Here is a 24,154-nt window from a genome sequence, read left to right on the forward strand (position 1 = left end):
CCGAGCCGTCACGGTATCGGGGTGATCATCACCGAGCAGCCGCTCCCGGTCGGCCACCACCCGCTCCTTGATCGCGATCGCCTCCTCGGTCCGCCCTGCCTGCCAGTACGAGGAGGCGAGATTGGCCCGAGCCGTCACGGTGCCGGGGTGGTCCTCACCGAGCAGGCGCTCCCGGTCGGCCACCACCCGCTCCAACAACTCGATCGCCTCCCCGGTCCGCCCCGCCCGCCAGTACGAGGAGGCGAGATTGGCTCGGGCCGTCACGGTGTCGGGGTGGTCCTCGCCGAGGCGTTGCCGGCTGGTGGCGGCCATGGCGTGCCAGTAGGTGATGGCGGGGGCGGCCAGGCCGGTGTCATGGAGGCTGGTGCCGGCCCGGAACAGGACCGGATGCCCATCCGGGTCCCAGAGGGTGTCGGGGGCGTGCTCGGCGAGTGCGTCGGTGTTGGCACGCAGGACAGCGGCGAGGTCCGGACGTACCTGGTCCACCTCCGGCCACACCTCCAGCAGCGCGTCGGCCGCCGCCCCGGCTGCCCGGCCGAAGTCGTCGGCGGTGAGCGACTCCCGTACCGCCCGCGCCGTCAGAGCGTGCATACGCACAGCCCGCGGTTCCCCACGCTGGTCATAGATGATCAGTGCATACCGGTCAAGAAGACGAAGCACGGCTTGTGTGTCATGGCTGGTGTCCGGGTGGGTGGTAAGGGTGGGGGCGGTCCACAGGCTGGCGGGTTGGCCGTCCGGGTCGAGGAGTGCGATGAGGTGGAGGACGGAGCGGGCGAGGGGGCCGCAGGCGTCGCGGTCGGTGGCTTCGAGCGCGAGAAGAAGGGTGGCAGTGATCTCCCGGCCGTAGCCTTCGGTGTCCGCCCAGTGCGGCAGGAGTTCGTCCAGATGTGCGGCGCGCTGGGTGAACTGGCTGAGGTAGGCGGTGCAGGTAGTGCTCTCGCGGATCATGTAGGCGGCGGCGTGGCTCAGGGCGAGGGGAAGATGGCCGAGCGCCTGCGCAAGGGCAGGAGCCTGATCGTCGAGGAGGTGGTCGGTGCGGTCGTGGCCGAGTCGCAGGGTGAGGTAGGCGACGGCCTCCTCAGGGGTGTAGACATCGACGTCGATACGGGTGCGGTTCCCGCCGGTCAGGCGGGGGTCTTTGAGGCGGGTGGTGGCCAGGACCCAGCCGGTGGAGCGGTGGCTGTCGGGCCACCAGGGCTCGATGGTGTCGAGGTCGGTGATGTCGTCGAGGACGACCAGCCAGCGGCGGTCGGTGGTAGCGAGGTAGTCCAGGAAGACTTGTGCGTCGGCTTGCGGGTCCGTCCCGGTGAGGCCGGGGGCGCGGACACGGTGGGCGGCTTTCGCGTAGGTGGTGAGGATCTGCTGGGTGTCGGTGGCGGGTACCCACAGCACCAGATCCGTGCCGTCGGTGAGAGCTGTGCGGACGTAGTCGGCGGCAAGCTGGCTTTTGCCGACCCCGCCACCGCCGGTCATCACCTGCACCGGCAGCGGCGCGGTCGGCCGGGGCGAGGGGTCGGCTTCTTCACCACGGTTTCGCGTGGTCGTGGTGTCGCTCGTCAGGACGGCCGCGTGGCCGTGGTCACGGGCGTCGTTGACCTGACGGCGCACGGTGCTGCGTGGCTGAAAAGCCGTCGCCAGTACGGGAACGGTGCCCACCACCACCGGCCAGGACACGGCTTCTTCCCTGCTGGTGAGGGTGTGGAAGTGCTGTTCACCGATGTTGACGGTGCTGTGCGGTCCGACAGCGCTGCTCTCGACGTTTCCGCCGACGCCGATGCCGCCGTTGCCTGCGGACACCGGGGACGGGTCAGCCCTCTGATGGGGAAGGGGGCCGGTCGCGGTCGGGGTGTTCCGGCGCCGTCTGCCCGGCCAGGTCACCGCTCGCTACCCTCGCCCAGGGCGCTGTCGGTGACGTCGCCGCCGGTGGCGATGCCGCCGCGCCTTGAGCTCACGTCGTCGTTCCTGGCGGGCGGGGTGGCCGCAGGCGGTGGGGACGTGGACGGGCCGGTCCTTTTGGCGTTCTTACCCACGGCGGATCCGGTGATGTTGCCGCCCACGGCGATGCTTCCCTGGTCGGCAGAGACCCGACGGCCGCCGCCACCGGGGCCGCCGCTACCGGTGCGGACCAGTGCGATGACCGAGACCAGGAGCGCGGCGAGGGCGACGACTGCCCCGGCCACGGTCGCGGCCTGCCCCGCAGTGTCGAGATCCCCCAGCCAAGCCAGGAGTACCAGGCCGACCGACATCAGGCTCGTGATCACCGCGGTCACCCATACCCACACCCGAGCTGCCCCCGTCACCGCCATCAGCCACCCTCCTTATCGCGTCGGGCCGTTCGGACCTCTGGATCCGGGGGCGGCCCGCACTCCGATGCCCCGTCAGTTCTGGTGCGACCGTAGCGGCCTGACGACGGCAAGTTCATAGGAACCGGCCAGAAAGACCCCCTCTGACCATCCTTGCGGACCGCCGGTTCGGACTGCGGCGATCAGGTGGAACGGCCAAGCGAAGAACGCTACGTTCAGAGGCATCCGTCCGGACCCAGACGCCGCGCGCCAGTCCTCGGTGCGGCGGACCGTAGCCAGGCCATCCAGGGGGCACCAGACGGTGGATATCTGCACGCACGTCACCACGACAAGCCCGATGCGGAGCGGGGCCGGAACACCCGCCCGCATCGTCGGAGACGACCAGTGAGCCCCCAGGGCTGGCCCTGGAGCCGCCCTACGCACCCCGCTCCCGACGAGAACACCACGGCCGCCGCCAGCCGACCCCCGCACGCTCCTGTCTCCGAGGACAGCCGCGCCCACGCCCCCCTGCACCCGAATGTTTCCGCAGCCAGCGACAGCATCGCCATCGGCGGGAACACCGACGGAAGCGCCGTCGGTACAGGAAACACCGTCTACAACATCCACGAAGAACACACTCACCACACGACGAGCCCGAGCGGCGAGGTGCTCTGGCCGGTAGAAGTCGGCCCCGTACCGGCACTCGCCACGGCCTTCCAGCCCCGCAGCGCACTGCGCCGACACATCGATGCCGCCCGCGCCCGCACCACGACCGTGGTCCTCACCCAGGTCCTCTCCGGCGGGGGTGGTGTCGGCAAAACACAGCTGGCCGCCGCATGCGCCGCCGACGCCGTCACCGACAGCGTCGACCTCGTGGTCTGGGTGACCGCGACCGAGCAGCAGCAGGTCATCACCCAGTACGCGCAGGCCGCAGCCCGCATCCATCTGCCCGGCGCCACCGGCAAAGACCCGCAATCCGACGCCCGCGCCCTGCTCGACTGGCTCGCCACCACCGACCGCCGCTGGTTGGTCGTCCTCGACGACATCACCGACCCTGCGGAGATCACCCCCTGGTGGCCCACCAGCCGCACCGGCACCGGCCATGTCCTGGCCACCACCCGCCTCAAAGACGCCCGTCTGACCGGTGGGAACCGCACCCGTATCGACGTCGATGTCTACACCCCTGAGGAGGCCGTCGCCTACCTGACCCTGCGACTCGCCCACGACCGCACCGCCCACCTCCTCGACGATCAGGCTCCTGCCCTCGCCCAGGCCCTCGGCCATCTTCCCCTCGCCCTGAGCCACGCCGCCGCGTACATGGTCAACGAAGACCTCACGTGCACCCAGTACCTCGCCCACTTCCGCCGGACCCGACTCGAACACGCCCTGCCCGACACGGCGGACGCCGAGGGCTACGGCCGGGAGATCGCTGCCACCCTTCTCCTCGCCCTCGAAGCCATCGACCGCGACTCCCGTGGCCCCCTCGCCCGCTCTGTCCTCAACCTCACCGCATTCCTCGACCCCGCAGGCCACCCGCGTGCCTTTTGGACCGCTTCTGCTGCCCTCAGCCACGTCACTCCGCGCCCAGACACCTCCCAGGCGCAGGCCGCACTCGACCAGATCCACACCGTGCTTCGTCTTCTTGACCGGTATGCGCTGATCACCTATGACCAGCGTGCGGAACCGCGGGCTGTGCGTATGCACGCTCTGACGGCGCGGGCGGTACGGGAGTCGCTCACCGCCGACGAGTTCGCCCGGGCAGCCAAGGCGGCGGCCGACGCGCTGCTGGAGGTGTGGCCGGAGGTGGACCAGGTACGTCCGGACCTCGCGGCCGTCCTGCGTGCCAACACCGACGCACTCGCCGACCATGCCCCCGACACCCTCTGGGACCCGGACGGGCATCCGGTCCTGTTCCGGGCCGGCACCAGCCTCCGTGACACCGGCCTGGCCGCCCCCGCCAGCACCTACTGGCAAGCCATGGCCACCGCCAGCCGGGAACGCCTCGGCGAGGACCACCCCGCCACCATGACGGCCCGGACCAACCTCGCCGTCTCGTACAGGCAGGCAGGGCGGACCGGGGAGGCGATCGAGCTGTTGGAGCGCGTGGTGGCCGACTGGGAGCGGCTGCTCGGTGAGGACCACCCCTCCGCCGTGAAGGCCCGGGCCAACCTCGCCGTCTCGTACTGGCAGGCGGGGCGGACCGGTGAGGCAGTCGAGCTGTTGGAGCGGGCGGTGGCCGACCGGGAGCAGCTGCTCGGTGAGGACCACCCCTCCACCGTGAAGGCCCGGGCCAACCTCGCCGTCTCGTACAGGGCGGCGGGGCGGATCAGGGAGGCGATCGTGATCGAGGAGCGGGTGGTGGCCGACCGGGAGCAGCTGCTCGGTGAGGACCACCCCGATACCGTGCTGGCCCGGGCCAACCTTGCTGTCTCGTACGGGCAGGCAGGGCGGACCGGGGAAGCGATCGCGATCGGAGAGCGGGTAGTGGCCGACCGGGAGCAGCTGCTCGGTGAGGACCACCCCTACACCGTGACGGCCCGGGCCAACCTCGCCGTCTCGTACGGGCAGGCAGGGCGGACCGGGGAAGCGATCGAGCTGTTGGAGCGGGCGGTGGCCGACCGGGAGCGGCTGGTCGGTGAGGACCACCCCGATACCGTGCTGGCCCGGGCCAACCTCGCCGTCTCGTACGGGCAGGCAGGGCGGACCGGGGAAGCGATCGAGCTGTTGGAGCGGGTGGTGGCCGACAGTGAGCGGCTGCTCGGTGAGGACCACCCCGACACCGTGAGCGCGCGCGAGGTTCTCTCAATGTGGAGGAACCCGGGCAACTCGACTATCCGTTAGTTTCAGGCCCTCCGCACGCGCTTGTTTCGCACCCTCGCTCCGAGGGCGGGGCAAGTGAAGGTTCGTCGTCTCGCCGCCGGAGACGACCGTGTTCCTCAGGGAGAAGGTCACCGAACGGTTCCGTGGGGAGAAGACCAGGAGGGTTTGAGTACACGTACTCATGAGCCATGTTCCGGCCGGGCCCGAGAGTGGGGACCCGCACCGAACACGAGGAGCAGGCCATGAGTGCCCACCCCGCCCCGGCCCCGACGCCGGCCCTGAGTCTGTCGTCCCGGCGTCGTTTGCCGGCCCTCCTCGCCGTCGGAGTGAGCGCGGCGCTCGTCGCATCGTGGTTCGGCGCGGCCGATCCGACGACCTGGCTGCTGGAGACGGTGTGGGTGATGGTGGGGCTGCCGCTGGCGATCCTGCTGCGCCACCGTTTCCCGCTGAGCGGCCTGCTGTGCGGGCTGCTGGCGGCGCACGCCCTGGTCCTCATCGTGGGCGGCCACTACACCTACGCGGAGGTGCCCGCCGGGGACTGGGTGCGCGACTGGCTTGGCTGGGACCGCAACCCCTACGACCGCTTCGGCCACCTCGTGCAGGGCTTCGTCCCGGCCGTCTTGGTGCGCGAACTCCTCCTCCGCACCTCCCCGTTGCGCGGCAGCCGCTGGCTCGCCCCGCTCACCGTCTGCGCCTGCCTGGCCTTCAGCGCCGTCTTCGAGATGCTGGAGTGGCTGGCGGCTGTCACCGGCGGCCAGGCCGCGGAGGCCTTCCTCGGCACGCAAGGAGACGTCTGGGACACCCAGTGGGACATGTTCTGCGCCCTCATCGGCGCCGTCTGCGCCCTGTTGCTCCTCAGCCGTGTCCACGACCGGTCCCTCATCCGTCTGAGCCGTGAGAGGACGGCCGAGAGCTGAGAGAAAAAAGGGGGTTCTTCCACCGGCCGGTGGAAGAACCCCCTTTTCTCGGCGTCCGGAAAACTCTCCTGCCGACCGGAAGCCCAAGAACAGAAATGCGTCAGGCGTTGATCTTCTTCAGGTCCACCACGTCCCCGGCGGCGGGCTTCTGCGCGTCGACCTTCTTGTTGTATTCGCTCAGCACCGTCTCGCTCGGCACGTCGCCACCTTCGGACACCGCCTTGAGAACGTAGGGCTCGCCCTCGGTGGCCACGTACATGGTGATCTTCTCGCCGTTCTCCTGCTTCTTCTCCAGGATCAGCGCCGGCGTGCCGTCGACCTCCGTGGTCTTGCCCTTCTTCATTCCCTTGCGCTCGGACTTGTCGCTGTCCAGCATGGCGAGGGCGGCCTGCTTGTCGCACATGCCCTCCGCCCCGGCCTGCGCCGAATCGGAGACCACCCACTTGTCCTGCACCTGCTGGACCACCTTCTCGGTGCCGGGCTTGCCCTTCAGCGTGTTCTGCCAGAACTTCTCGTCGCCCCGCACGTAGACGCTCTGCCCGACCTGGATGACATCGGCCTTGGCCCCCTGTCCGGTCATGGTGCCCTTACAGAGATCCTGGTCGTCCACGCGGAAATCGAGGTTGATCTCGTTGCCGCCGGGCTGCTTCGCCTTTCCGACGATCCGCAGGGATTTCGCGTCACGCGTCGCCTTGACCGCCTCCGCCGCGATGGTGTCCGCGCTCTTTCCCTCGAACGCGTCGTCGGAACTCTCACCGCCACACCCCACCAGTGCCGTCGCGCCCAAAGACACCGAAACCGCGGCCAGGATGACCTTCTTCATCGCTTTCCCTCCCGGAAATAATGGAAGGCCTCCCCGGGCCCTCATGAGCCCGGCTACCCAGCAAAAGCGGAAGATCACTCACCTATTTATCAATTTCCCGGTGTCCCCAGGAAAGAGGCGGAATTCGGCCACGGTGGCCGACGCGGGGGCTGCTCAGCCGGTACGCGTACGGACTCCTCGCCTCACGGCTTTCCTACGGCGTCGAACGTCCCGGCCTGCACGCTTGCGACGAACGCGGAGAACGCCGCCGTACGGACGTCGACCGCCGGGCCGTCCACGCACTTGGAGTCACGCATCGGGACGATGCCACGCGCAGCGGCCAGGTTGACGGCGACCTCGACGCAGTTGCCGCCGTTGTCGCTATACGAGGACGTGAACCACTGCGGGTGCTGCTCGGCGATCATGAAGTGCCCTTCTGTCGCCGGAAGTTCCACCATGCATGAGCCAGCAGACCGCTGCCAGAGTGCCTTGGCCCCGGGCGACAGAACGCCCCACCCTGCGCGGGACAGAGTGGGGCGGTGCTCGGAAGGGTCTTCCCGTCAGGCGGCGTTGAACATCCCGGCCTGCACGCCGGCGACGAACGCGGAGAACGCGGCGGCACGGACGTCGACGACCGGGCCGTCGACGACCTTGGAGTCGCGGACCGGGACGATGCCCTGCGAGGCGACCAGGTTGGCGGCCACCTCGACACAGTCACCGCCGGTGTCGCTGTACGAGGACTTGAACCAACGGGGGGATTCGGTCTTCACAGGGTGCCCTTTCGCAACTTGCTGATCTTGGCCACAGACGCCGCCTTCGACAGCGACTCGCCCTGCATCTGATGGTAGGCCGTGAACATGGGTGCCACTAGCGACGTTTCGCGCTCGACATACCCCTGCGCCTGCGATTCGGCGTAGGCGACGATGGACCGGTCGGCCATGGTCAGCAGGTTGACCGGCAAGAAGAACGCCCTGCGCTCACCCAGGCTGAACGGCGCCACCTGGATGATCCAGTTGGGGCGCGCGGCCATCTCCTCCAACCGTCGGAGCTGGGCGTTCATGACCTCCGAGCCGCCGACAGCCTGATGGAGACAGCTCTCGTCCATGACGACGAACACCATGGGCGGTTGCGAACGCACCAGCGCTTCCTGACGCTGCGCCAGGAATGCGACGCCCTCGTCGGCCTGCTCGTACGTGATGGAGCCTCGTTCCACGTGCCCGTAGGCCACAGCCCGCGCGTAGTCCGGTGTCTGTAACAGCCCAGGAATGAGACCGAGGTTGTAGATCCGGAGCTCAACCGCACGACCCTCGTACCCCGCGTACTCCGGAAAGCCCTCCTTGAGCGAGCCGTTCCGCAGCTCCATGTACTCACGCTCGAAGGAGTCGGCCGTGCCGGTCGTACCAAATGCCAGGTCGGACTTCCGCGAAAACGGAAGGGACGGCGGTTTGCGAACAGTTTCCACGGCCGAGATGTGCTGACTGGAGTACCCGATCCTCGGAGCCAGCGCGTCCTGTGTCCACCCCCGCTCCTCCCGGAACCTGCGGAGACGCGCTCCGAAGGCCGCCTGCGGGCTGCTGGCGGGGTTCAGCTGCTTGATGTTGACCATGCCCGGACTTCCTACTCTTCCTTCAGATTCCCTCAGTTGAAGGGCTCTTTACGGTAGGTCACTCTGAATCGCCCCGGTAGCCGAACGGCTACAGAACGGAGCGAAGGAGTACGCCATGGACTCTTGTGCGAGCCACCAGGAAGAACCTCCTGACCCACCCGCCCCGAACACCCCTCTGGTCGACACCAGCCGCAACGACCGCGTCGGCGAGTTCCGTGGCGTCGCCGGCACCCGCTGGTCCCTCCGGCCCATCGGCGGCGGGCGCGAGTGGGAGGCCGACCCCCGGCACGTACGCCCCGCGCTCCCGATGGAGCAGATTCGCGCCCGTACCGCCCGGGCCAACGCCCGCAGCCGGGGTGAGGTGCTGTGAGCGGCGCGTTCGCCGCCGAGGTCACCGTGTCCGACGCCCGGCGGTACGCCTCCCTCGGCGCCGTCGCCGTACGCAACCGGCGCCTCGTCCTCCTCTGGCTCCGGCGCCAGGCCCTCCGCCTGGCCAACGCCCACGGCGACCGCGCGGCCCTGGAACGGGAAGCGCTGCGGCTGCCCACCGCCGACGTACGGGCCGTCCTGTTCCACGGCACCGACGCACCCGAGAGCCTGCGGTGCTGGGCCACCGACGCGTACCGCCAGGACGAGGCGATACGGACGCTGGAAGCGGGCTTACCCCTCCGCTTCACCGTCGCCGACCCCGCCGTCGGCCTCCGCGTCACCCTCGCCGGATGGCACACCGCCCCGGCCGTCCCGCCGTAACTCCCCCTCCGCAGAAGAGGCTTCCGTGCTGCAGTGCACCGCCGTGACCCTGACCCCTCGCAGTGAGGTGCTCACCGCCCTCGTCACCATGCCCTACGGGCCCGACACCCTGCCCGACGACTTCACGATCGACCACCACGTGCTGTGCGAACTCGGCGAACACGACGACCGCGCCGAACACGCCGCGCTCCTGGCCCCCGCCGAGGATCCCGACCGCCCCGCGCTCTGGTTCCACTGGACCGGCTCCGGCACCGACCGCACCCACCGCATCATCACCGCGCCCTGGTGTCCGGCCGTCCTCCGGCACCTGGGCACCGCCGCCATCCTGCGGTGCTCACTCTTCAACGGCCACACCGCCGGCCACTCCTGGGACATCGCGGACCCCCTCGGGGACCTCGTCGCCGGATCGGCCGGTACCGGCAGCGATGACGACGACACCTCCGACGACCCACGAAAGCGCCACCGGCCATGAAGCAGTGCACCGCCGTCGCCCTTCTCCCGCCCCCGGACCACCTCGTCGCCCTCGCTCCTCCCGGACAACGGCCCGAGACCGGCCATGTCCTGTGCGAACTCGGCGGCGACCATGACGACCGGCACGCCGCCCTGCTCTGGGACGAGGGCGGACGGCCCGGAAGCGGCGTCTGGGTCCGCTGGAAGGGCTCCGGGCTCGCCGCCCTCGCCCCGCTCCCCTGGTGTCCCGCGCTCGACCCCCGTAACGAGGCCTGCGAGCTGTTCGCCGCGCACCCCTCCGCCCACAGCTGGCTCGTCACGGACCCCACCGACGACGCCATCACGCGGCTCCTCGCCCGCCAGCATCCGGAGCCGTTCCCGGAGTTCAGGGGCAAAGACGTCGGTGGAGAGGGTGATCAGGACGGGACCGGGGGCCCGTCCTGAGGATCGTGTTCCGCAGCGGGTCGCTGATGGCCCGCACCTGCCCGGTGGTGGTGAGCTCGATCGTCTCTTCGAGGTCGTAGTCAGGCTTATTGCTCGGCATGGTTCGATCGAACGAACATCATCGATCGATCCATACTTTTGGTCCGTTCAGAGAGTGAGCACACCATGGCGGAAGTTGTGCTGTTCCACCACGCGCAGGGCCTGACACCGGGTGTTGAGGCCTTCGCGGCCGAGTTGCGACGGGCAGGGCACACCGTCCACGTCCCGGACCTGTACGAAGGGCACGTCTTCGGGACGCTGGAGGAGGGCATCGCCCACGCGAGCCGGACCGGGTTCTCCACCATCGCCGAACGCGGGGTCGCCGCCGCCGACCGGCTCGGCGGCCGACCGGTCTACGCGGGGTTCTCCCTCGGCGTCGTACCGGCGCAGCGTCTGGCCCAGACCCGGGAGGGCGCCGAGGGGGCTCTGCTGTTCCACTCCTGTCTGCCGGTGACCGAGTTCGGCGAGGCCTGGCCGACCGGTCTTCCGGTGCAGGTGCACGGGATGGACGGCGACCCCTTCTTCGCCGGTGACGGGGATCTCGACGCCGCGAAGGAGCTGACCGCCGGTACCGAGGGTGCCGAGCTGTTCGTGTACTCCGGCGACCAGCACCTGTTCGCCGACTCCTCGCTCCCGTCCTACGTCCCGGCCGCGGCCGACCTGTTGTTGGGGCGAGTTGTCCAGTTCCTGAACGGTCTCCGATAGACCTGCCGCCCGGTCAGCTCTCCTCGCAGCCGGTGATACCGGTCAGCAGGCGCGCGGTGGCCTCCGGTGCTTCGAGCATCATGTCGTGGCCGGTCGGGAGCGAGTGGACGTCCCAGCCGTGGGCTCGTGCCCGGTCCTCGGACCGTTCGAGGCTGGGCAGCGGCGGCCGGGTGTGGCGTACGTAGGACGCGGGCAGGGCCGCGAGCGGTGCCGGGTCGAAGTCGACGGCGTCCGTCTGGCAGCGCAACGGGAAGGCGGTGAGGCGGGGCGCCACCCAGGCCGCCAACTCCTCGTCCGTGATGCCCCATTGGGCGAGGAAGGAGGCGTCGGCGGGCAGGAACCAGCCCTCCCCGCCCGCTGCTGCCAGTGCCCGGTACCGCTGGGCCGTCTCCGGCGGCTCGACGTCCAGCAGGCACTCGCCCGGCCGGACGAGGAACGCGCCGAGGAAGGTGACCGAGGCGAGGCGACCGGCCGCTCGCTCGGCGACCGGGCCCGCCAGGACACCGGCGTAGCTGTGCAGGACCAGGTGCACGTCGCTGAGGTCTTCGTAGCGCAGGAGAGCGGCCACATCCTCCACGTGCGTGGCGACGCCGACGTCCGGGCCGAGCAGGTGGGCGTGCTCGCCCTGGCCGGTCAGGCTCGGCGTGAAGACCTGATGGCCGGCCCGGGAGAGCAGGTCACGGACGGACCGCCAGCACCAGCCACCGTGCATAGCTCCGTGGACCAGCACATAGGTCCCCATGACAGACCGCCTCATTCGCCCGATCGCACCCCCCGTCTGCACCTTAGGGCGCCGATCGCCGCGCGGACGGGACGACAGGACGGCTCGGGGCGGGTCAGGTCATCGCCTGTGCCCCTATGACCGACAGCAGCCGCAGCCGGTCGTAGCTCTCGCTGCCGGGCGCCGCCGTGTAGACGAGCAGGCTGTGGGACTGGTCGGGGTCCAGCAGCCGTTGGCAGTTCAGTTCCAGGACGCCCACCTCGGGGTGGATGAAGCGCTTGACCTCGTGCGGGCGGATGCCGACCTCGTGCCGGTCCCACAGGCGGCGGAACTCCTCGCTCCGGTCGAGCAGCAGCTCGGCGCAGTGGGCCGCGCGGGAGCCGGCGCCCCGCAGGGTGGCCAGCTCGCGCAGGCCGGAGGCGAACATCCGGGAGAGGAAGTCATGGTCGTCCGCCACATACATCGAGCGGGTGTCGGGGTCGGTGAACCAGCGGTAGCCGATGGAGCGGTCGAAGCCCGCGTAGCGGGTCGTGTCGCCGGTGAGGGCGACGCCCAGCGGGCTCTGCCGCAGGGTCTCCCCCAGTTCGGTGACGATCTCGGCGGGGGTGTCGTCCAGCCGGTCGAGGATGCGGAGGAGGCCGGGGTTGATGTGCTCACCGGTCGTTCCCCGGACGGGCGGGGTGTGACCGGAGAGGCGGAACAGGTGGTCGCGCTCCTCCAGGGAGAGATGGAGGCCCTGCGCGATCGAGGCGATCATCTGCTCCGACGGCTGCGGTCCGCGTTCGCGTTCCAGCCGGGCGTAGTAGTCGGTCGACATGTGGCAGAGCACGGCGACCTCCTCGCGGCGCAGCCCGCCGGTCCTGCGGCGCTGTCCGCGCGGGAGTCCGACGTCCTCGGGTTGCAGCAGCTCCCGGCGGTGCCGGAGGAAGGCCGCCAGGCCTGCGCGGTCGATCTCCACTGTTCTCCTCCGGTCCGTGTCTTCGTCTTCCCGGTCGTCCGCCCCGCCCCCGGTCGTCCGCCCTCACCTCCTTTGTAGCGTCCGGCGGCCGAACCAACCACGGATCGTCGATCCCCCCATACGGCCGGGCGCGTCCCCGGAGTGCGGCGGCGCCCGGAACGTAACGTCGCCTCGCCGGTCGAACAGCGGGCCGCCGATCAGCGGATCGGCAGGCCCTGGATAGGCCGCGGCGACGGCGTCACCGTGGAAGCGACCCGGCCTCACGGACCCCACGAGGAGTGATCACCATGCCCCGCAAGACCCCCGACCTCACCCTCCCCGACCTCTCCGGCAAGCGTGCCGTCGTCACCGGCGGCAGCGACGGCATCGGGCTCGGTATCGCGGCCCGCCTCGCCGGCGCCGGTGCCGAGGTCGTCCTGCCCGTCCGCAACCAGGGCAAGGGTGAGAAGGCGCTCGCCGCGATCGAACGGCAGGCTCCCGGCGCCCGGGTGTCGCTGCGCTCGCTCGACCTGTCATCGCTGGACTCGGTCGCCGCGCTCGGCGACTCCCTGGCCGGCGAGGGCCGGCCCATCCACCTGCTGGTCAACAACGCGGGCGTCATGACCCCGCCCGAGCGGCAGACCACCGCCGACGGGTTCGAGACGCAGTTCGGCACCAACCACCTCGGCCACTTCGCCCTCGTCGGCCGGCTGCTGCCCCTGCTGCGGGCCGGGCAGGCCCGGGTGACCTCGCAGATCAGCGTCTCCGCCAACCAGAACGCGATCAACTGGGACGACCTGAACTGGGAACGTTCGTACAACGGCATGAAGGCCTACAGCCAGTCGAAGATCGCCTTCGGGCTCTTCGGCCTCGAACTCGACCGCCGCAGCCGGGCCGAGGGCTGGGGCATCACCAGCAACCTGTCCCACCCGGGTATCGCTCCGACGAGCCTGCTCGCCGCCCGGCCGGAGATGGGCCGGGCCAAGGACACCCTGGGTGTGCGGCTGATCCGCTTCCTGTCCGCGCGCGGCATCCTGGTCGGCACGGTGGAGAGCGCCCAACTGCCCGCGCTGTACGCGGCGACCGCGCCCGACTCCCGGGGCGGCGCCCTCTACGGGCCCAAGGGGCCCGGCCACATGGGCGGTGCGCCGGCCGAGCAGAAGCTCTATTCCCGGCTCACCGGCACCGACGAGGCCCGTCGGGTCTGGGAGGTCTCGGAGAAGCTGACCGGGGTCCGGTTCACGGACCTGGCCGGCCGGTAGGGCCGACCTGCACGGCTACGCGGCGGCCGGTGGGGCCGCGAGCCGGAAGCCCACGCCGATCGCCGCCAGGTCCTCCTCGTACGCGCCGTGGCGCCGGGCGCACCGGGCCAGGTCCCGGTCGTGGCGGAAGGCACCGCCCCGGGTGATGTGCCGGTCGAAGGCCCAGTCCTCGGTGACCGGTACGTCGTCGGGCGCGCCGGGATACGGGGCGTAGAGCGTGGAGGTCCACTCGTCGGCGTTGCCCGCCATGTCCAGCACGCCGAAGGGGCTCGCGCCGTCCGGGAACGAGCCGACCGGCGTGGTGGTGCCGACGCCGAGGTCCACCAGATTGGCCAGCCCGGTGCGGTACTCGTCGCCCCACGGGAACTCCCGGCCGTCGTCACCCCGGGCGGCCCGCTCCCACTCGTCCTCCGTCGGCAGCCGCACCTCACCGCCGATGCGCTCTCCGAGCCACCGGCAGTACGCCGTCGCGTCCTCCCAGGCGATCCCGATGACCGGATGGTCCGCCGGGCCCCGTGGCGCCGGCCGGCCGGTGTCGGCCGCGAAGAGCGCGTACTGCTCGACGGTGACCGCCGTCCGGGCGATCCGGAAGGCCGGTAGGTGGATCTCCGTACGCGGGGCCTCCTTCCGGTACCAGGCCTCCGGCACGTGCGTGTCCGCGTAGCGCCGGGCCACGGCCGCCATCTCGCCGGCGGGCGTGCCGCGACGCACGAGCCCGGCCGGGATGTCGATCCAGTCCACCTGATCCACTTCTTCTTCTCCTCCGTCACGCATCGTCGTTCAGGCCGCTACCGGCTTGACCAGGTCCACGACGCCCTCTTCCCAGGTGCCGGGCAGCACGGCGTATCCCTGCCGCTCGTAGAGAGCGATGTTGCGGTGACTGGCGGCACCGGTGGACAGGACGATGCGGTCGCCTTCCTCTGCCGTGGACTCGGCCCGGCTCAGCAGCCAGCGGCCCACGCCGAGGCCGCGCAGGTCGGGAGCGACGGCGAGCCGTCCGACGTGGAGGTCGGTGCCGGTGCGGCGGGTGCGGACCATGCCGAGCAGCCGGCCGTCCCGCCAGAGGCCCGTGGTGTCCCAGTCGGCCAGCCAGGTGCGTACGTCGGCCGGTGACTCGTGGAGCGCGGGGATGGCCAGCGTGTCGTTGGCGAGGGCCTCCTCCATCCAGCAGCAGCGCTGGAGCACAGTCACCTCGGCGGCGTCGTCCGGGCCGAGCCGACGCGCGTACGAGCCCGGCAGCGGGCCCGCGACGGAGGCCGCGTGCTCGCGCTCGCGCATCGGGGCCAGAGCGCGGGCCGCTCGTACCAGCTCCGCCAACAGGCCCTGTGCCGCGTCCGCGTGGCGTGCCTCGGGCTCCAGGCGGCCGTCCCGCAGCGCGTCCGCGATCCGCAGGGCGACGGTCGCGCCGAGCGGGACCAGCCGCAGCGTGGTCACCACCTGCTTGGCGTGCTGGACCGCGCGGGTGCCGGCCGAGGTGTGGCCGTAACTGACGAAGCCGACCGGCTTCCAGGCCCATTCCGGGCTCAGGTAGTCGAGCGCGTTCTTGAGCGTGGCCGGCATGCCGTAGTTGTACTCCGGGGTCACGAGGACGAAGCCGTCCGCCTCGGACACGATCCGGCTCCAGCGGCGGGTGTGGTCGTGGTGGTGGACGCCGCTCGACGGGTGTTCCTCCTCGTCCAGGAACGGCAGGTCCAGATCGCCGATCGCCACGGGCACGAGGTCCGCGCCGAGCAGCCCGGCGTCGGCCGCGAGCGTGTCGGTCAGCCAGCGGCCGACGGCGGGGCCGAGCGCGCCGGGTCGCGTGGAGCAGGTCAGGACGAGGATGCGCAGCCGCTTCGTTGTCATGGAAACGAAATTAGCCGGTAGGTTGGTTACATGTCAACGAATAGTTTGGAGCCCCCGGTCGACTGGCTCTCCGCCGACGAGGAGCGCGCCTGGCGCGCGTACCACCGCATGGTCACCGCCGTCCAGGTCGGCACCGCGCAGGACCTGGCCGCAGTCGGTCTCTCCGAGCCGGACTACGAAGTGCTCAGCACACTGTCCGAGCGCCCGGACGGCACCAGCACGCTGCACGAACAGGCCGCCAAGATGGGCTGGTCACGCAGCCGCCTCTCCCGGCACGCCTCCCGCATGGAGGCGCGCGAACTCCTCCGCCGCGCGCCCGACCCGGCCGACGGCCGCGGCTGCCTCCTGATCCTGACCCCGACCGGCTGGGACACCTTGCGCGACGCCGCTCCCACCCATGTCGCCTCCGTACGCCGCCACTTCGTCGACCGCCTGACCCCGGAGGAGCTCGCGGCCCTCGGCGCGATCGCGCGGAAGCTCATCGACGAGCGGTAGGGCCTTGGGGAAAGCGCGGTGGGCCTCCGGGAGTACGACGGTGGGCCCGGATCACGGATGATCCGGGCCCACCGTCGTACGTGTTTACGTGTCAGCTCTGCGCGGAGCCGTCCTGCTCGGCCGGCTCGGCGGTCGTGGCCGCCTGGGCCTCGGCGCGCTCGCGCATCTTGCGTACCAGCTCCTGCTTCTTGTCCTCGGCGGCCTTGCGGTCGGCGCCTCGCGCGGAACCCGCGCCCTGCTGTTCGGCGCGGGACAGCTTCTTGCGCTGTCCGCCGACGCCGAGGAGGTTGTTGCGGCTCTTGGCCACGGCGTTCTCCCATTCGTGGTGATGAGAAGTGAGAAGTGCGTCAGGAAGGGTCGAAGGGCCGGTCTGCGCCGGTCCTCGTGGCGGCGGGGGTTCACTCACCCGCCGCGCTCTCACTCGTAGATCTGGAAGAACGAAGACATGCCCAGAACGGTACCGCGCCCCCGAAGCGCCCCGCACCCGGTTTTCAGGCCATCGGGTCCACCGTCGCCTGGTGCGCCTCGGTCAGGTGCTCCTGGGCCTTGAGCCACGGCAGGAACTGGGCCGAGCGGCGCCAGCCGCAGGTGGCGCAGGTCAGCTCGCGCGCGATGCCCGACTTCCGCACCCGCACGACGTGTTCACGGCCGTGCTGGTCCCATCTGGTGACCTTGCTGGTGGTGATCGACGGCATCGCGTACCTCCCGGGACGGCGGCGGAGAGGCTCCGGTGGACCGTACGACGAAGCCCCCGGTTCCGTACCCGGAACCGGGGGCCTCACGCGCCTGCGGGCGCACGTACGGGAGTTGTCAGCAGCCGACCAGGCGGGCGCCGAGGTACGCCTGGATCTGATCCAGCGAGACGCGCTCCTGCTTCATCGTGTCGCGCTCGCGCACGGTCACCGCGTTGTCGTCGAGGGTGTCGAAGTCGACGGTGACGCAGAACGGCGTGCCGATCTCGTCCTGGCGGCGGTAGCGGCGGCCGATCGCGCCGGCGTCGTCGAACTCGATGTTCCAGTTCTTCCGCAGGTCGGTCGCCAGGCCCTTGGCCTTCGGCGAGAGCTGCGGGTTGCGGGAGAGCGGCAGGACGGCGACCTTGACCGGGGCCAGGCGCGGGTCGAGACGCATCACGGTGCGCTTCTCCATGACGCCCTTGGCGTTCGGCGCCTCGTCCTCGACGTAGGCGTCGAGCAGGAACGCCAGCATCGCGCGGCCGACACCGGCCGCGGGCTCGATGACGTACGGCGTCCAGCGCTCGTTGGCCTCCTGGTCGTAGTACTGGAGGTCGGTGCCCGAGGCCTCGGAGTGCGCCTTGAGGTCGTAGTCCGTGCGGTTGGCGACACCCTCCAGCTCGCCCCACTCGCTGCCACCGAAGCGGAAGCGGTACTCGATGTCCGCGGTGCGCTTGGAGTAGTGGGAGAGCTTCTCCTTCGGGTGCTCGAACCAGCGCATGTTCTCCTCGCGCATGCCGAGGTCGGTGTACCAGTTCCAGCGCTGGTCCATCCAGTACTGCTGCCACTCCTCGTCCTCGCCCGGCTTGACGAAGAACTCCATCTCCATCTGCTCGAACTCACGCGTCCGGAAGATGAAGTTTCCCGGAGTGATCTCGTTCCGGAAGGACTTGCCCATCTGCGCGATACCGAACGGCGGCTTCTTGCGCGAGGTCTGCAGCACCTGGCCGAAGTTGGTGAAGATGCCCTGCGCGGTCTCGGGACGCAGGTAGGCCACCGAGCCGGAGTCCTGGGTCGGGCCGAGGTGCGTGGAGAGCAGGCCCGAGAACTGCTTGGGCTCGGTGAAGGTGCCCTTGTTGCCGCAGTTGGGGCAGTTGAGGTCGGCGAGGCCGTTGACCGGCGGCTTGCCGTGCTTCTCCTCGTACGCCTCCTCCAGGTGGTCGGCGCGGTAGCGCTTGTGACAGGAGGTGCACTCGGTCAGCGGGTCCGAGAAGGTGGCGACGTGGCCCGAGGCGACCCAGACGTCCGGCGCCAGGATGACCGACGAGTCGAGACCGACCACGTCCTCGCGCGCGGTGACCATGTAGCGCCACCACTGACGCTTCAGGTTCTCCTTCATCTCGACGCCCAGCGGCCCGTAGTCCCAGGCGGCGCGCTGACCACCGTAGATCTCACTGCAGGGGTAGACGAAGCCACGGCGCTTGCTCAGGCTGACGATGGTGTCGATCTTGTCGGCGGCCACGGTGCTCTCTTCATACGACGATGACGAACGGCGAATGCCTCAGATTACCGGCGGGCGCACCCCCTGGATCAAATCCGCAGGGCCTCCGCCTCATCACCTCGTGATCTTCCGGGCATCTCATCTGCCTTGTTGACAATCGTTTCCAGTTTTGTTGAAAATGACTGTCATGAACGTACGCCGCCTGATACCCACCACTGCCGTCGCCGGAGCAGTCGTCCTCGGTCTGACCGCTCTCTCCGCCTGCTCCACCTCCGACGCAGCGGACGGGGGCAACGGCGACAAGCTGAAGGTGACCGCGTCGTTCTACCCGATGCAGTTCCTGGCCGAGCGGATCGGCGGCGAGCACGTCGCCGTCACCAGCCTCACCAAGCCGGGCGTCGAGCCGCACGACCTGGAGCTCACCCCGCGCCAGATCGGCTCCATCAGCGAGGCCGACTACGTGCTCTACCTCAAGGGCATCCAGCCCGCCGTGGACGACGCGATTGCGCAGTCGGGTGTGAAGAACACCGTCGACGCCGCGACCCTCACCACGCTGGAGAACCACGGAGCCGAGGTCAGCGGCCACGACCACGGCCACGAGGGCGAAGAAGAGCACGGCCATGAGGAGCACTCCGAGGGCGACGGCCACAACCACGGCGAGGAGGGCGGCGCCGACCCGCACATCTGGCTGGACCCGGTGAAGTACGCCGAGGTCGCCAAGGGTGTCGGCAAGTCCCTGGAGAAGGCCGACCCCGACCACGCCGCGGACTACAAGAAGAACACCGAGGCCCTGGTCGGCGAGCTGGACAAGCTGAACACGGCGTACGAGACCGGGCTGAAGAACACCGCCACCAAGACCTTCATCACCACCCACTCCGCCTTCGGCTACCTCGCAGAGCGCTACGGGCTCACCCAGCAGGGCATCGCGGGCATCGACCCCGAGGCCGAGCCGAGCCCCGCCCGCATCCAGGAGATCCACACCATCGCGGAGAAGGAGAAGGCCACCACGGTCTTCTTCGAGACGCTCGCCAGCGACAGGACCGCGAAGACCCTCGCGAAGGACACCGGGCTGAAGACCGGCGTCCTGGACCCGCTGGAGGGAATCACGAAGAAGTCCCAGGGCGCTGACTACATCGAGGTCATGGAGTCCAACCTCGCCGCGCTGCAGAAGGCGCTCGGCGCGAAGTGACCCGCACGACCCGCTTCACTCGTAGGACCATCGGATCGGAGGCGCTCATGCCGGAGCGTGAGAGCACCACCCGCGAGCCCGTCGTCAGCCTGCGCGGCGCCACCGCCACCCTCGGCGCGCGGCCCGTGCTGCGCGGCGTGGACCTCACCGTGGGCCGCGGCGAGGTCGTCGCGCTGCTAGGCGCCAACGGTTCCGGCAAGTCCACCGCCGTACGGTCCGCCATCGGCCAGGTCCCGCTGACCGGCGGCACCGTCGAACTGTTCGGCACCGAGCTGCGGCGCTTCCGCCAGTGGGGCCGGATCGGTTACGTGCCGCAGCGCACCACGGCCGCCGGAGGGGTCCCCGCCACCATCCGCGAGGTCGTCGCCTCCGGCCGGCTGGCGGTGACGCGGCTGCGGTGGCCCAGGAAGGCGGACAGGGCGGCCGTGGAGCGGGCCATCGAGCTGGTGGGCCTCGCCGATCGAGCCAAGGACTCCGTGAGCGCCCTGTCGGGCGGGCAGCACCAGCGGGTCCTGATCGCCCGCGCGCTGGCCGCCGAGCCGGAGCTGCTGATCATGGACGAGCCGATGGCCGGGGTGGACCTGGCCAGCCAGGAGATCCTCGCCTCCACGCTGCGCGAGCAGGTGGCGCTCGGCACCTCCGTCCTGCTGGTGCTGCACGAGCTGGGTCCGCTGGAGCCGCTGATCGACCGGGCCGTGGTCCTGCGCGACGGCTGCGTGACGCACGACGGGCCGCCGCCGGAGGCGCTCGGCCAGCACGCGCTGCCCGGCCACGACCACGTACACCCCCACGCGGCCGCCGAGCCCGTACGGACGGGACTGCTGACCTGATGCTGTTCGAATTCCTCAACCCTCCCTTCATGCAGCGGGCGCTCATCGCGGCCGTGCTGGTCGGCATCACCGCGCCCGCCATCGGCATCTACCTGGTCCAGCGCCGCCAGGCCCTCATGGGCGACGGCATCGGGCACATCGCGATGACCGGTGTCGGCCTCGGCTTCCTGCTCTCCACCAGCCCGGTCTGGATGGCCACCGCCGTCGCCGTGGCCGGTGCGGTCGTCATGGAGCTGATCCGCTGGTACGGACACACGCGCGGCGATCTCGCGCTGGCGATGCTCTTCTACGGGGGCATGGCGGGCGGCGTGATGCTGATCAACCTCTCCGACACCGGCTCCAACGCCAACCTGACCTCGTACCTCTTCGGCTCGCTCTCCACCGTCTCCGAGTCCGACGTGATCGCGATCTGCGTGCTGGCGGCCTTCGTGGTGCTGGTCACCGTCGGACTGCGGCGGCAGATGTTCGCGGTCAGCCAGGACGAGGAGTTCGCCCGGGTGACCGGGCTGCCGGTACGGGTGCTGAACCTGCTGATCGCGGTGACCGCCGCCGTGACGGTGACCGTCGCGATGCGGGTCGTCGGGCTGCTGCTGGTCAGCGCGCTGATGGTGGTGCCGGTGGCGGCCGCGCAGCAGATCACCAAGTCCTTCAAGGTGACGTTCGTGCTCTCCGTGGTGATCGGCACCACCGTGACCCTGACCGGCACCGTGACCTCGTACTACCAGGACGTTCCGCCGGGCGCGACGATCGTGCTGCTGGCCATCGCGGTGTTCGTCGCCCTGACCGCGCTCGCGGCTCCGCTCGCCCGGCGCCGGGCCCGGACGAGCGAGGAGAAGGGGGCCGAGTGCACCCTGGAGGTACCGGCGGCCCGCCGGGGGACGGACGACCTGCGCGTTTGAGTGCGGCGCCCGGGCGGGCTGGCACAATGGCCCGACACATGTACGGGCGACACGAGGAGGCACCTGTGGCCACGGCGCCGATCAGTGGCACGAACGCAGCGCCGGTACGCGGCCGGTCCACCCGGCAGCGGGCGGCGGTGGCGGCGGCCCTCGACGAGGTCGACGAGTTCCGCAGCGCCCAGGAGCTGCACGACGTCCTCAAGCACCGCGGCGACTCCGTGGGCCTGACCACGGTCTACCGGACCCTTCAGTCCCTCGCCGACGCGGGCGAGGTCGACGTCCTGCGCACCACCGAGGGCGAGGCCGTCTACCGGCGGTGCTCGACGGGCGACCATCACCACCACCTGGTCTGCCGGCTCTGCGGCAAGGCGGTCGAGGTCGAAGGGCCCGCCGTCGAACAGTGGGCCGAGATGATCGCCGCCCAGCACGGCTATGTGAACGTCGCGCACACCGTGGAGATCTTCGGCACCTGTGCGGAGTGTGCCGCGAACAAGAAGTGAGCACGCGAACGTAGGAGGGGCCCCTGTACGCGTACAGGGGCCCTCTTGCGTCCTACGACGTCACTTCCCGGCGGCCTCCGCGGCCTCCTGCGCCTCCTGCGCCCCGCCGAAGCGGCGGTCGCGCTGGGCGTACTCCAGGCAGGCGCGCCACAGGTCGCGGCGGTCGAAGTCCGGCCAGAGAACGTCCTGGAAGACCATCTCGGCGTACGCGCTCTGCCAGATCAGGTAGTTCGAGGTGCGCTGCTCGCCGCTGGGGCGCACGAAGAGGTCCACGTCCGGCATGTCCGGGTAGTAGATGTACTTCTGGAACGTCTTCTCGTTGACCTTGGACGGGTCGAGCTTTCCGGCCGCCACATCCCGGGCGATGGCCTGCGCGGCGTCCGCGATCTCGGCGCGGCCGCCGTAGTTGACGCAGAAGTACAGCGTCATCCTGTCGTTGTCCTTGGTCTGCTCTTGGGCGACCTGGAGCTCCTGGACGACGGACTTCCACAGCTTGGGCATGCGGCCGACCCAGCGGATCCGGATGCCGAGCTCGTCCATCTCGTCGCGGCGGCGGCGGATCACGTCGCGGTTGAAGTTCATCAGGAACTTCACCTCGTCCGGCGAGCGCTTCCAGTTCTCCGTGGAGAAGGCGTAGAGCGAGAGGTTCTTGACGCCCATCTCGATGCAGCCCTTGAGCACGTCCATGACGACGCCCTCGCCGACCTTGTGGCCCTCGGTGCGGGGCAGACCCCGCTCCTTGGCCCAGCGGCCGTTGCCGTCCATCACGACGGCGACGTGCTGGGGCACCAGCTCGCCGGGGATCTTCGGAGGCGTCGCGCCCGAGGGGTGCGGCTCGGGGGTCTTGTACGTGCGCCGGTTACGGCCGCCGAGGATCCCGCGTACTGCCATGAGGTTCTCAGTCTCCCTGTGTCACTTCTTCACACAACGCGTCGCTCTCTTGGGGCCCGCGTCACTTCTCCACGTACCGCAGCGAGCGCAGGCCGCGCTCCAGGTGCCAGTGCAGGTAGGCGGACACCAGCCCGCTCCCCTCCCTGGCATGACGCGCCTCGCACGCGTCCGCGGTCGCCCAGTCGCCGCTCAGCAGCGCGCTCAGCAGTTCGAGTGCCTGTGCCGAGGGTACGACGCTGCCGGGGACCCGGCAGTCACCGCATATGACGCCTCCCGCCGCGACGGAGAAGAACCGGTTGGGCCCCGGCATCCCGCACTTCGCGCAGTCCTCGAAGCTCGGCGCGTACCCGTTCACCGCGAGCGAGCGCAGCAGGAATGCGTCCAGGATCAGGTGCGGCGCGTGCTCGCCACGGGCGAGGGTGCGCAGTCCGCCGACGAGGAGCAGGTACTGCTGGACGGCCGGCTCGCCCTCGTGGTCGGTGAACCGCTCGGCGGTCTCCAGCATCGCGGTGCCGGCGGTGTAGCGGGCGTAGTCGGCGACGATGCCACCGCCGTACGGAGCGATCGTCTCGCTCTGGGTGCAGAGCGGCAGCCCGCGGCCGACCAGCTCGCTGCCGCGCGCGAAGAACTGCACGTCGACGTGGGAGAAGGGCTCCAGGCGGGCACCGAACTTGGACTTGGTGCGGCGCACGCCCCGGGCGACAGCGCGGACCCGGCCGTGGCCACGGGTCAGGATCGTGATGATCCGGTCGGCCTCGCCCAGTTTCTGCGTACGCAGCACGACGCCGTCGTCCCGGAACAAGCTCATGGGGCCATTGTCGCGCACACCCGGACGGGGGCGTACGCCTGTGCGCCTCTCGGGAGCCCTTAGGAGGGCGTGCGGGCCGCCGCGGCGAGCAGGCGGGCGGTGTCGTCGGCCGGGAGCTTCAGGGCGGCGCCCACCGTCGTCAGGACCTCGCGCTCGGCCGGGCTGTAGGGACCGTCGGCGAGCGCGATCCTGGCGCCCTGGAGGAGGACCGACTCACGGCCGGCGGCGGCCAGGTGCGGGGCGAGCGGGGCCAGGACCTCGTGCAGCTCGATGGCGAGGGTCGCGCCGCACGCCTCGGCCGCCGGGTCGCTCCGGGAGCCGTAGCCGGTGTCGGCGGCGAGCACCTCCACCACGGTGTAGAGCTGCTCCTGGGTGCAGTCGTCGAGCCCGGCGTCCCGGACGATGCCGACGGCGGTGTCCAGGACCGTACGGGAGGTGGCCCCGCCGGCCGCGAGGACGGCCAGGGTGACGGTGTGGACGGCCTCCCGGAGCATCGCGGAGAACCGGGTGGTGGTGGGGTGGTCCAGGGCGTCGGTGGCGAAGCGGGCGCGGCAGGCGGCGCACTCCACGACGGGCCCGGTCTCGCCGCGGCGGGCCAGCGGGATGCCGAGGACGGTGAGCCGGCGGCGGCCGGTGAGGCGGCGGTAGTTGCGGTCGCCGCCGCAGCCGGGGCAGAAGAAGGCGCCGTCGCCGACGGCGTCCCAGACCGTGCGGATGCCGCAGAGGACCGGCCTCAGAGCGCGTTGTCCTTTGACTGACCGCACGTCGCACACCTCCGTAACGCTCCGGC

29 protein-coding genes are annotated in these 24,154 nt (G+C 70.4%); 13 read left to right on the top strand and 16 right to left on the bottom strand.

Annotation, left to right across the window (positions count from 1 at the left end):
* Both ACIRR8_RS01560 and ACIRR8_RS01565 read right to left on the bottom strand, forming a co-directional pair.
* Positions 1–1,797, bottom strand: a 1,797-nt coding sequence (locus ACIRR8_RS01560) for a tetratricopeptide repeat protein (protein ID WP_404057768.1), incomplete at its 3' end; no start/stop codon positions are given.
* A 77-nt stretch (positions 1,798–1,874) separates the two neighbouring features.
* Positions 1,875–2,306, bottom strand: a complete 432-nt coding sequence (locus tag ACIRR8_RS01565) for a hypothetical protein (protein WP_404057770.1) — start codon at positions 2,304–2,306, stop codon at positions 1,875–1,877.
* Between the two features lie 381 nt (positions 2,307–2,687).
* Here ACIRR8_RS01565 and ACIRR8_RS01570 point away from each other — a divergent pair, with 381 nt between their 5' ends.
* Together ACIRR8_RS01570 and ACIRR8_RS01575 are read left to right on the top strand one after the other, a co-directional pair.
* Positions 2,688–5,123: a tetratricopeptide repeat protein gene (locus ACIRR8_RS01570; protein WP_404057772.1), complete on the top strand. Its 2,436-nt coding sequence runs from the start codon at positions 2,688–2,690 to the stop codon at positions 5,121–5,123.
* A gap of 221 nt (positions 5,124–5,344) precedes the next feature.
* A complete protein-coding gene (locus tag ACIRR8_RS01575; RefSeq protein ID WP_404057774.1) occupies positions 5,345–6,019 on the top strand; it encodes a DUF2238 domain-containing protein in 675 nt (224 codons plus the stop codon).
* 100 nt (positions 6,020–6,119) lie between these two features.
* Here ACIRR8_RS01575 and ACIRR8_RS01580 read toward each other — a convergent pair whose 3' ends face one another.
* The 4 genes from ACIRR8_RS01580 to ACIRR8_RS01595 all read right to left on the bottom strand — a co-directional run bounded on the left by ACIRR8_RS01580 (position 6,120) and on the right by ACIRR8_RS01595 (position 8,427).
* Complete coding sequence (locus ACIRR8_RS01580; RefSeq protein WP_404057776.1) at positions 6,120–6,842, bottom strand: hypothetical protein; 723 nt, start codon at positions 6,840–6,842, stop codon at positions 6,120–6,122.
* Positions 6,843–7,024: 182 nt separating this feature from the next.
* Positions 7,025–7,246, bottom strand: a complete 222-nt coding sequence (locus ACIRR8_RS01585; RefSeq protein WP_404057778.1) for a DUF397 domain-containing protein — start codon at positions 7,244–7,246, stop codon at positions 7,025–7,027.
* 135 nt (positions 7,247–7,381) lie between these two features.
* Complete coding sequence (locus tag ACIRR8_RS01590; protein ID WP_404057780.1) at positions 7,382–7,591, bottom strand: DUF397 domain-containing protein; 210 nt, start codon at positions 7,589–7,591, stop codon at positions 7,382–7,384.
* Complete coding sequence (locus ACIRR8_RS01595; RefSeq protein WP_404057782.1) at positions 7,588–8,427, bottom strand: Scr1 family TA system antitoxin-like transcriptional regulator; 840 nt, start codon at positions 8,425–8,427, stop codon at positions 7,588–7,590. The genes ACIRR8_RS01590 and ACIRR8_RS01595 overlap by 4 nt, the downstream gene beginning before the upstream one ends.
* A gap of 115 nt (positions 8,428–8,542) precedes the next feature.
* Between ACIRR8_RS01595 and ACIRR8_RS01600 the strand changes: the two genes are divergently transcribed.
* The 5 genes from ACIRR8_RS01600 (at position 8,543) to ACIRR8_RS01620 (ending at position 10,815) form a co-directional block, all read left to right on the top strand.
* A complete protein-coding gene (locus ACIRR8_RS01600; protein WP_404057784.1) occupies positions 8,543–8,797 on the top strand; it encodes a hypothetical protein in 255 nt (84 codons plus the stop codon).
* Positions 8,794–9,177: a hypothetical protein gene (locus tag ACIRR8_RS01605; protein ID WP_404057786.1), complete on the top strand. Its 384-nt coding sequence runs from the start codon at positions 8,794–8,796 to the stop codon at positions 9,175–9,177. Before ACIRR8_RS01600 ends, ACIRR8_RS01605 begins: the two co-directional genes overlap by 4 nt.
* A gap of 25 nt (positions 9,178–9,202) precedes the next feature.
* Positions 9,203–9,649: a hypothetical protein gene (locus ACIRR8_RS01610; protein WP_404057788.1), complete on the top strand. Its 447-nt coding sequence runs from the start codon at positions 9,203–9,205 to the stop codon at positions 9,647–9,649.
* On the top strand, positions 9,646–10,071 hold the full coding sequence (locus ACIRR8_RS01615; RefSeq protein ID WP_404057790.1) for a hypothetical protein: 426 nt from the start codon (positions 9,646–9,648) through the stop codon (positions 10,069–10,071). Before ACIRR8_RS01610 ends, ACIRR8_RS01615 begins: the two co-directional genes overlap by 4 nt.
* 165 nt (positions 10,072–10,236) lie before the next feature.
* Entirely contained in the window at positions 10,237–10,815 is a 579-nt protein-coding gene (locus ACIRR8_RS01620; protein ID WP_404057792.1) for a dienelactone hydrolase family protein, read from the top strand.
* A gap of 13 nt (positions 10,816–10,828) precedes the next feature.
* Here ACIRR8_RS01620 and ACIRR8_RS01625 read toward each other — a convergent pair whose 3' ends face one another.
* Both ACIRR8_RS01625 and ACIRR8_RS01630 read right to left on the bottom strand, forming a co-directional pair.
* A complete protein-coding gene (locus tag ACIRR8_RS01625) occupies positions 10,829–11,557 on the bottom strand; it encodes an alpha/beta fold hydrolase (protein WP_404057794.1) in 729 nt (242 codons plus the stop codon).
* A 94-nt stretch (positions 11,558–11,651) separates the two neighbouring features.
* Positions 11,652–12,494 (bottom strand): helix-turn-helix transcriptional regulator, encoded by an 843-nt coding sequence (locus ACIRR8_RS01630; protein ID WP_404057796.1) that lies wholly within the window; start codon positions 12,492–12,494, stop codon positions 11,652–11,654.
* A gap of 287 nt (positions 12,495–12,781) precedes the next feature.
* Here ACIRR8_RS01630 and ACIRR8_RS01635 point away from each other — a divergent pair, with 287 nt between their 5' ends.
* A complete protein-coding gene (locus ACIRR8_RS01635; protein ID WP_404057798.1) occupies positions 12,782–13,735 on the top strand; it encodes an SDR family oxidoreductase in 954 nt (317 codons plus the stop codon).
* A gap of 15 nt (positions 13,736–13,750) precedes the next feature.
* Here the strand turns inward: ACIRR8_RS01635 and ACIRR8_RS01640 are convergent, their stop codons facing one another.
* Both ACIRR8_RS01640 and ACIRR8_RS01645 read right to left on the bottom strand, forming a co-directional pair.
* On the bottom strand, positions 13,751–14,509 hold the full coding sequence (locus ACIRR8_RS01640) for a formylglycine-generating enzyme family protein (RefSeq protein WP_404057800.1): 759 nt from the start codon (positions 14,507–14,509) through the stop codon (positions 13,751–13,753).
* A gap of 6 nt (positions 14,510–14,515) precedes the next feature.
* Positions 14,516–15,580, bottom strand: coding sequence for a GNAT family N-acetyltransferase (locus ACIRR8_RS01645; RefSeq protein ID WP_404057802.1), 1,065 nt, complete (start codon positions 15,578–15,580; stop codon positions 14,516–14,518).
* Between the two features lie 30 nt (positions 15,581–15,610).
* Here ACIRR8_RS01645 and ACIRR8_RS01650 point away from each other — a divergent pair, with 30 nt between their 5' ends.
* Entirely contained in the window at positions 15,611–16,075 is a 465-nt protein-coding gene (locus tag ACIRR8_RS01650) for a MarR family winged helix-turn-helix transcriptional regulator (protein ID WP_404057804.1), read from the top strand.
* 91 nt (positions 16,076–16,166) lie between these two features.
* On the opposite strand, the gene ACIRR8_RS01655 is transcribed toward ACIRR8_RS01650, so the two are convergent.
* From ACIRR8_RS01655 to ACIRR8_RS01665, 3 genes are all read right to left on the bottom strand, one after another.
* Positions 16,167–16,382 (bottom strand): DUF6243 family protein, encoded by a 216-nt coding sequence (locus ACIRR8_RS01655; protein WP_404057806.1) that lies wholly within the window; start codon positions 16,380–16,382, stop codon positions 16,167–16,169.
* A gap of 184 nt (positions 16,383–16,566) precedes the next feature.
* Positions 16,567–16,770 (bottom strand): hypothetical protein, encoded by a 204-nt coding sequence (locus ACIRR8_RS01660; protein WP_404057808.1) that lies wholly within the window; start codon positions 16,768–16,770, stop codon positions 16,567–16,569.
* A gap of 115 nt (positions 16,771–16,885) precedes the next feature.
* Positions 16,886–18,268 carry a glycine--tRNA ligase gene (locus tag ACIRR8_RS01665; RefSeq protein ID WP_404057810.1) on the bottom strand — a complete coding sequence of 461 codons (1,383 nt, stop codon included), beginning with the start codon at positions 18,266–18,268 and terminating at the stop codon, positions 16,886–16,888.
* 166 nt (positions 18,269–18,434) lie between these two features.
* Here ACIRR8_RS01665 and ACIRR8_RS01670 point away from each other — a divergent pair, with 166 nt between their 5' ends.
* From ACIRR8_RS01670 to ACIRR8_RS01685, 4 genes are all read left to right on the top strand, one after another.
* Complete coding sequence (locus ACIRR8_RS01670; protein ID WP_404057812.1) at positions 18,435–19,436, top strand: metal ABC transporter substrate-binding protein; 1,002 nt, start codon at positions 18,435–18,437, stop codon at positions 19,434–19,436.
* Between the two features lie 47 nt (positions 19,437–19,483).
* Positions 19,484–20,266 carry a metal ABC transporter ATP-binding protein gene (locus ACIRR8_RS01675; protein WP_404058683.1) on the top strand — a complete coding sequence of 261 codons (783 nt, stop codon included), beginning with the start codon at positions 19,484–19,486 and terminating at the stop codon, positions 20,264–20,266.
* Positions 20,266–21,165 (top strand): metal ABC transporter permease, encoded by a 900-nt coding sequence (locus ACIRR8_RS01680; protein ID WP_404057814.1) that lies wholly within the window; start codon positions 20,266–20,268, stop codon positions 21,163–21,165. Before ACIRR8_RS01675 ends, ACIRR8_RS01680 begins: the two co-directional genes overlap by 1 nt.
* A gap of 65 nt (positions 21,166–21,230) precedes the next feature.
* Positions 21,231–21,665, top strand: a complete 435-nt coding sequence (locus tag ACIRR8_RS01685; RefSeq protein WP_404057816.1) for a Fur family transcriptional regulator — start codon at positions 21,231–21,233, stop codon at positions 21,663–21,665.
* Positions 21,666–21,725: 60 nt separating this feature from the next.
* Here the strand turns inward: ACIRR8_RS01685 and ACIRR8_RS01690 are convergent, their stop codons facing one another.
* The 3 genes from ACIRR8_RS01690 to ACIRR8_RS01700 all read right to left on the bottom strand — a co-directional run bounded on the left by ACIRR8_RS01690 (position 21,726) and on the right by ACIRR8_RS01700 (position 24,128).
* Positions 21,726–22,556: an isoprenyl transferase gene (locus ACIRR8_RS01690; RefSeq protein ID WP_404057818.1), complete on the bottom strand. Its 831-nt coding sequence runs from the start codon at positions 22,554–22,556 to the stop codon at positions 21,726–21,728.
* Between the two features lie 61 nt (positions 22,557–22,617).
* Positions 22,618–23,364 (bottom strand): DNA repair protein RecO, encoded by a 747-nt coding sequence (gene recO / locus ACIRR8_RS01695; protein WP_404057820.1) that lies wholly within the window; start codon positions 23,362–23,364, stop codon positions 22,618–22,620.
* 59 nt (positions 23,365–23,423) lie between these two features.
* A complete protein-coding gene (locus ACIRR8_RS01700; protein ID WP_404057822.1) occupies positions 23,424–24,128 on the bottom strand; it encodes a TerB family tellurite resistance protein in 705 nt (234 codons plus the stop codon).
* Positions 24,129–24,154: the final 26 nt, after the last annotated feature.

Origin of the sequence: Streptomyces sp. NPDC101178, assembly GCF_044767965.1 — a bacterium.
GTDB lineage: Bacteria > Actinomycetota > Actinomycetes > Streptomycetales > Streptomycetaceae > Streptomyces.

Coding starts and splice junctions, on each gene's coding strand:
- ACIRR8_RS01645 (WP_404057802.1), bottom strand. CDS start 15,580: ATGACAACGAAGCGGCTGCGCATCCTCGTCCTGACCTGCTCCACGCGA.
- ACIRR8_RS01620 (WP_404057792.1), top strand. CDS start 10,237: ATGGCGGAAGTTGTGCTGTTCCACCACGCGCAGGGCCTGACACCGGGT.
- ACIRR8_RS01640 (WP_404057800.1), bottom strand. CDS start 14,509: ATGCGTGACGGAGGAGAAGAAGAAGTGGATCAGGTGGACTGGATCGAC.
- ACIRR8_RS01635 (WP_404057798.1), top strand. CDS start 12,782: ATGCCCCGCAAGACCCCCGACCTCACCCTCCCCGACCTCTCCGGCAAG.
- ACIRR8_RS01585 (WP_404057778.1), bottom strand. CDS start 7,246: ATGATCGCCGAGCAGCACCCGCAGTGGTTCACGTCCTCGTATAGCGAC.
- ACIRR8_RS01690 (WP_404057818.1), bottom strand. CDS start 22,556: ATGGCAGTACGCGGGATCCTCGGCGGCCGTAACCGGCGCACGTACAAG.
- ACIRR8_RS01565 (WP_404057770.1), bottom strand. CDS start 2,306: ATGGCGGTGACGGGGGCAGCTCGGGTGTGGGTATGGGTGACCGCGGTG.
- ACIRR8_RS01670 (WP_404057812.1), top strand. CDS start 18,435: ATGAACGTACGCCGCCTGATACCCACCACTGCCGTCGCCGGAGCAGTC.
- ACIRR8_RS01680 (WP_404057814.1), top strand. CDS start 20,266: ATGCTGTTCGAATTCCTCAACCCTCCCTTCATGCAGCGGGCGCTCATC.
- ACIRR8_RS01600 (WP_404057784.1), top strand. CDS start 8,543: ATGGACTCTTGTGCGAGCCACCAGGAAGAACCTCCTGACCCACCCGCC.
- ACIRR8_RS01615 (WP_404057790.1), top strand. CDS start 9,646: ATGAAGCAGTGCACCGCCGTCGCCCTTCTCCCGCCCCCGGACCACCTC.
- recO (WP_404057820.1), bottom strand. CDS start 23,364: ATGAGCTTGTTCCGGGACGACGGCGTCGTGCTGCGTACGCAGAAACTG.
- ACIRR8_RS01625 (WP_404057794.1), bottom strand. CDS start 11,557: ATGGGGACCTATGTGCTGGTCCACGGAGCTATGCACGGTGGCTGGTGC.
- ACIRR8_RS01580 (WP_404057776.1), bottom strand. CDS start 6,842: ATGAAGAAGGTCATCCTGGCCGCGGTTTCGGTGTCTTTGGGCGCGACG.
- ACIRR8_RS01650 (WP_404057804.1), top strand. CDS start 15,611: ATGTCAACGAATAGTTTGGAGCCCCCGGTCGACTGGCTCTCCGCCGAC.
- ACIRR8_RS01675 (WP_404058683.1), top strand. CDS start 19,484: ATGCCGGAGCGTGAGAGCACCACCCGCGAGCCCGTCGTCAGCCTGCGC.
- ACIRR8_RS01575 (WP_404057774.1), top strand. CDS start 5,345: ATGAGTGCCCACCCCGCCCCGGCCCCGACGCCGGCCCTGAGTCTGTCG.
- ACIRR8_RS01595 (WP_404057782.1), bottom strand. CDS start 8,427: ATGGTCAACATCAAGCAGCTGAACCCCGCCAGCAGCCCGCAGGCGGCC.
- ACIRR8_RS01660 (WP_404057808.1), bottom strand. CDS start 16,770: ATGCCGTCGATCACCACCAGCAAGGTCACCAGATGGGACCAGCACGGC.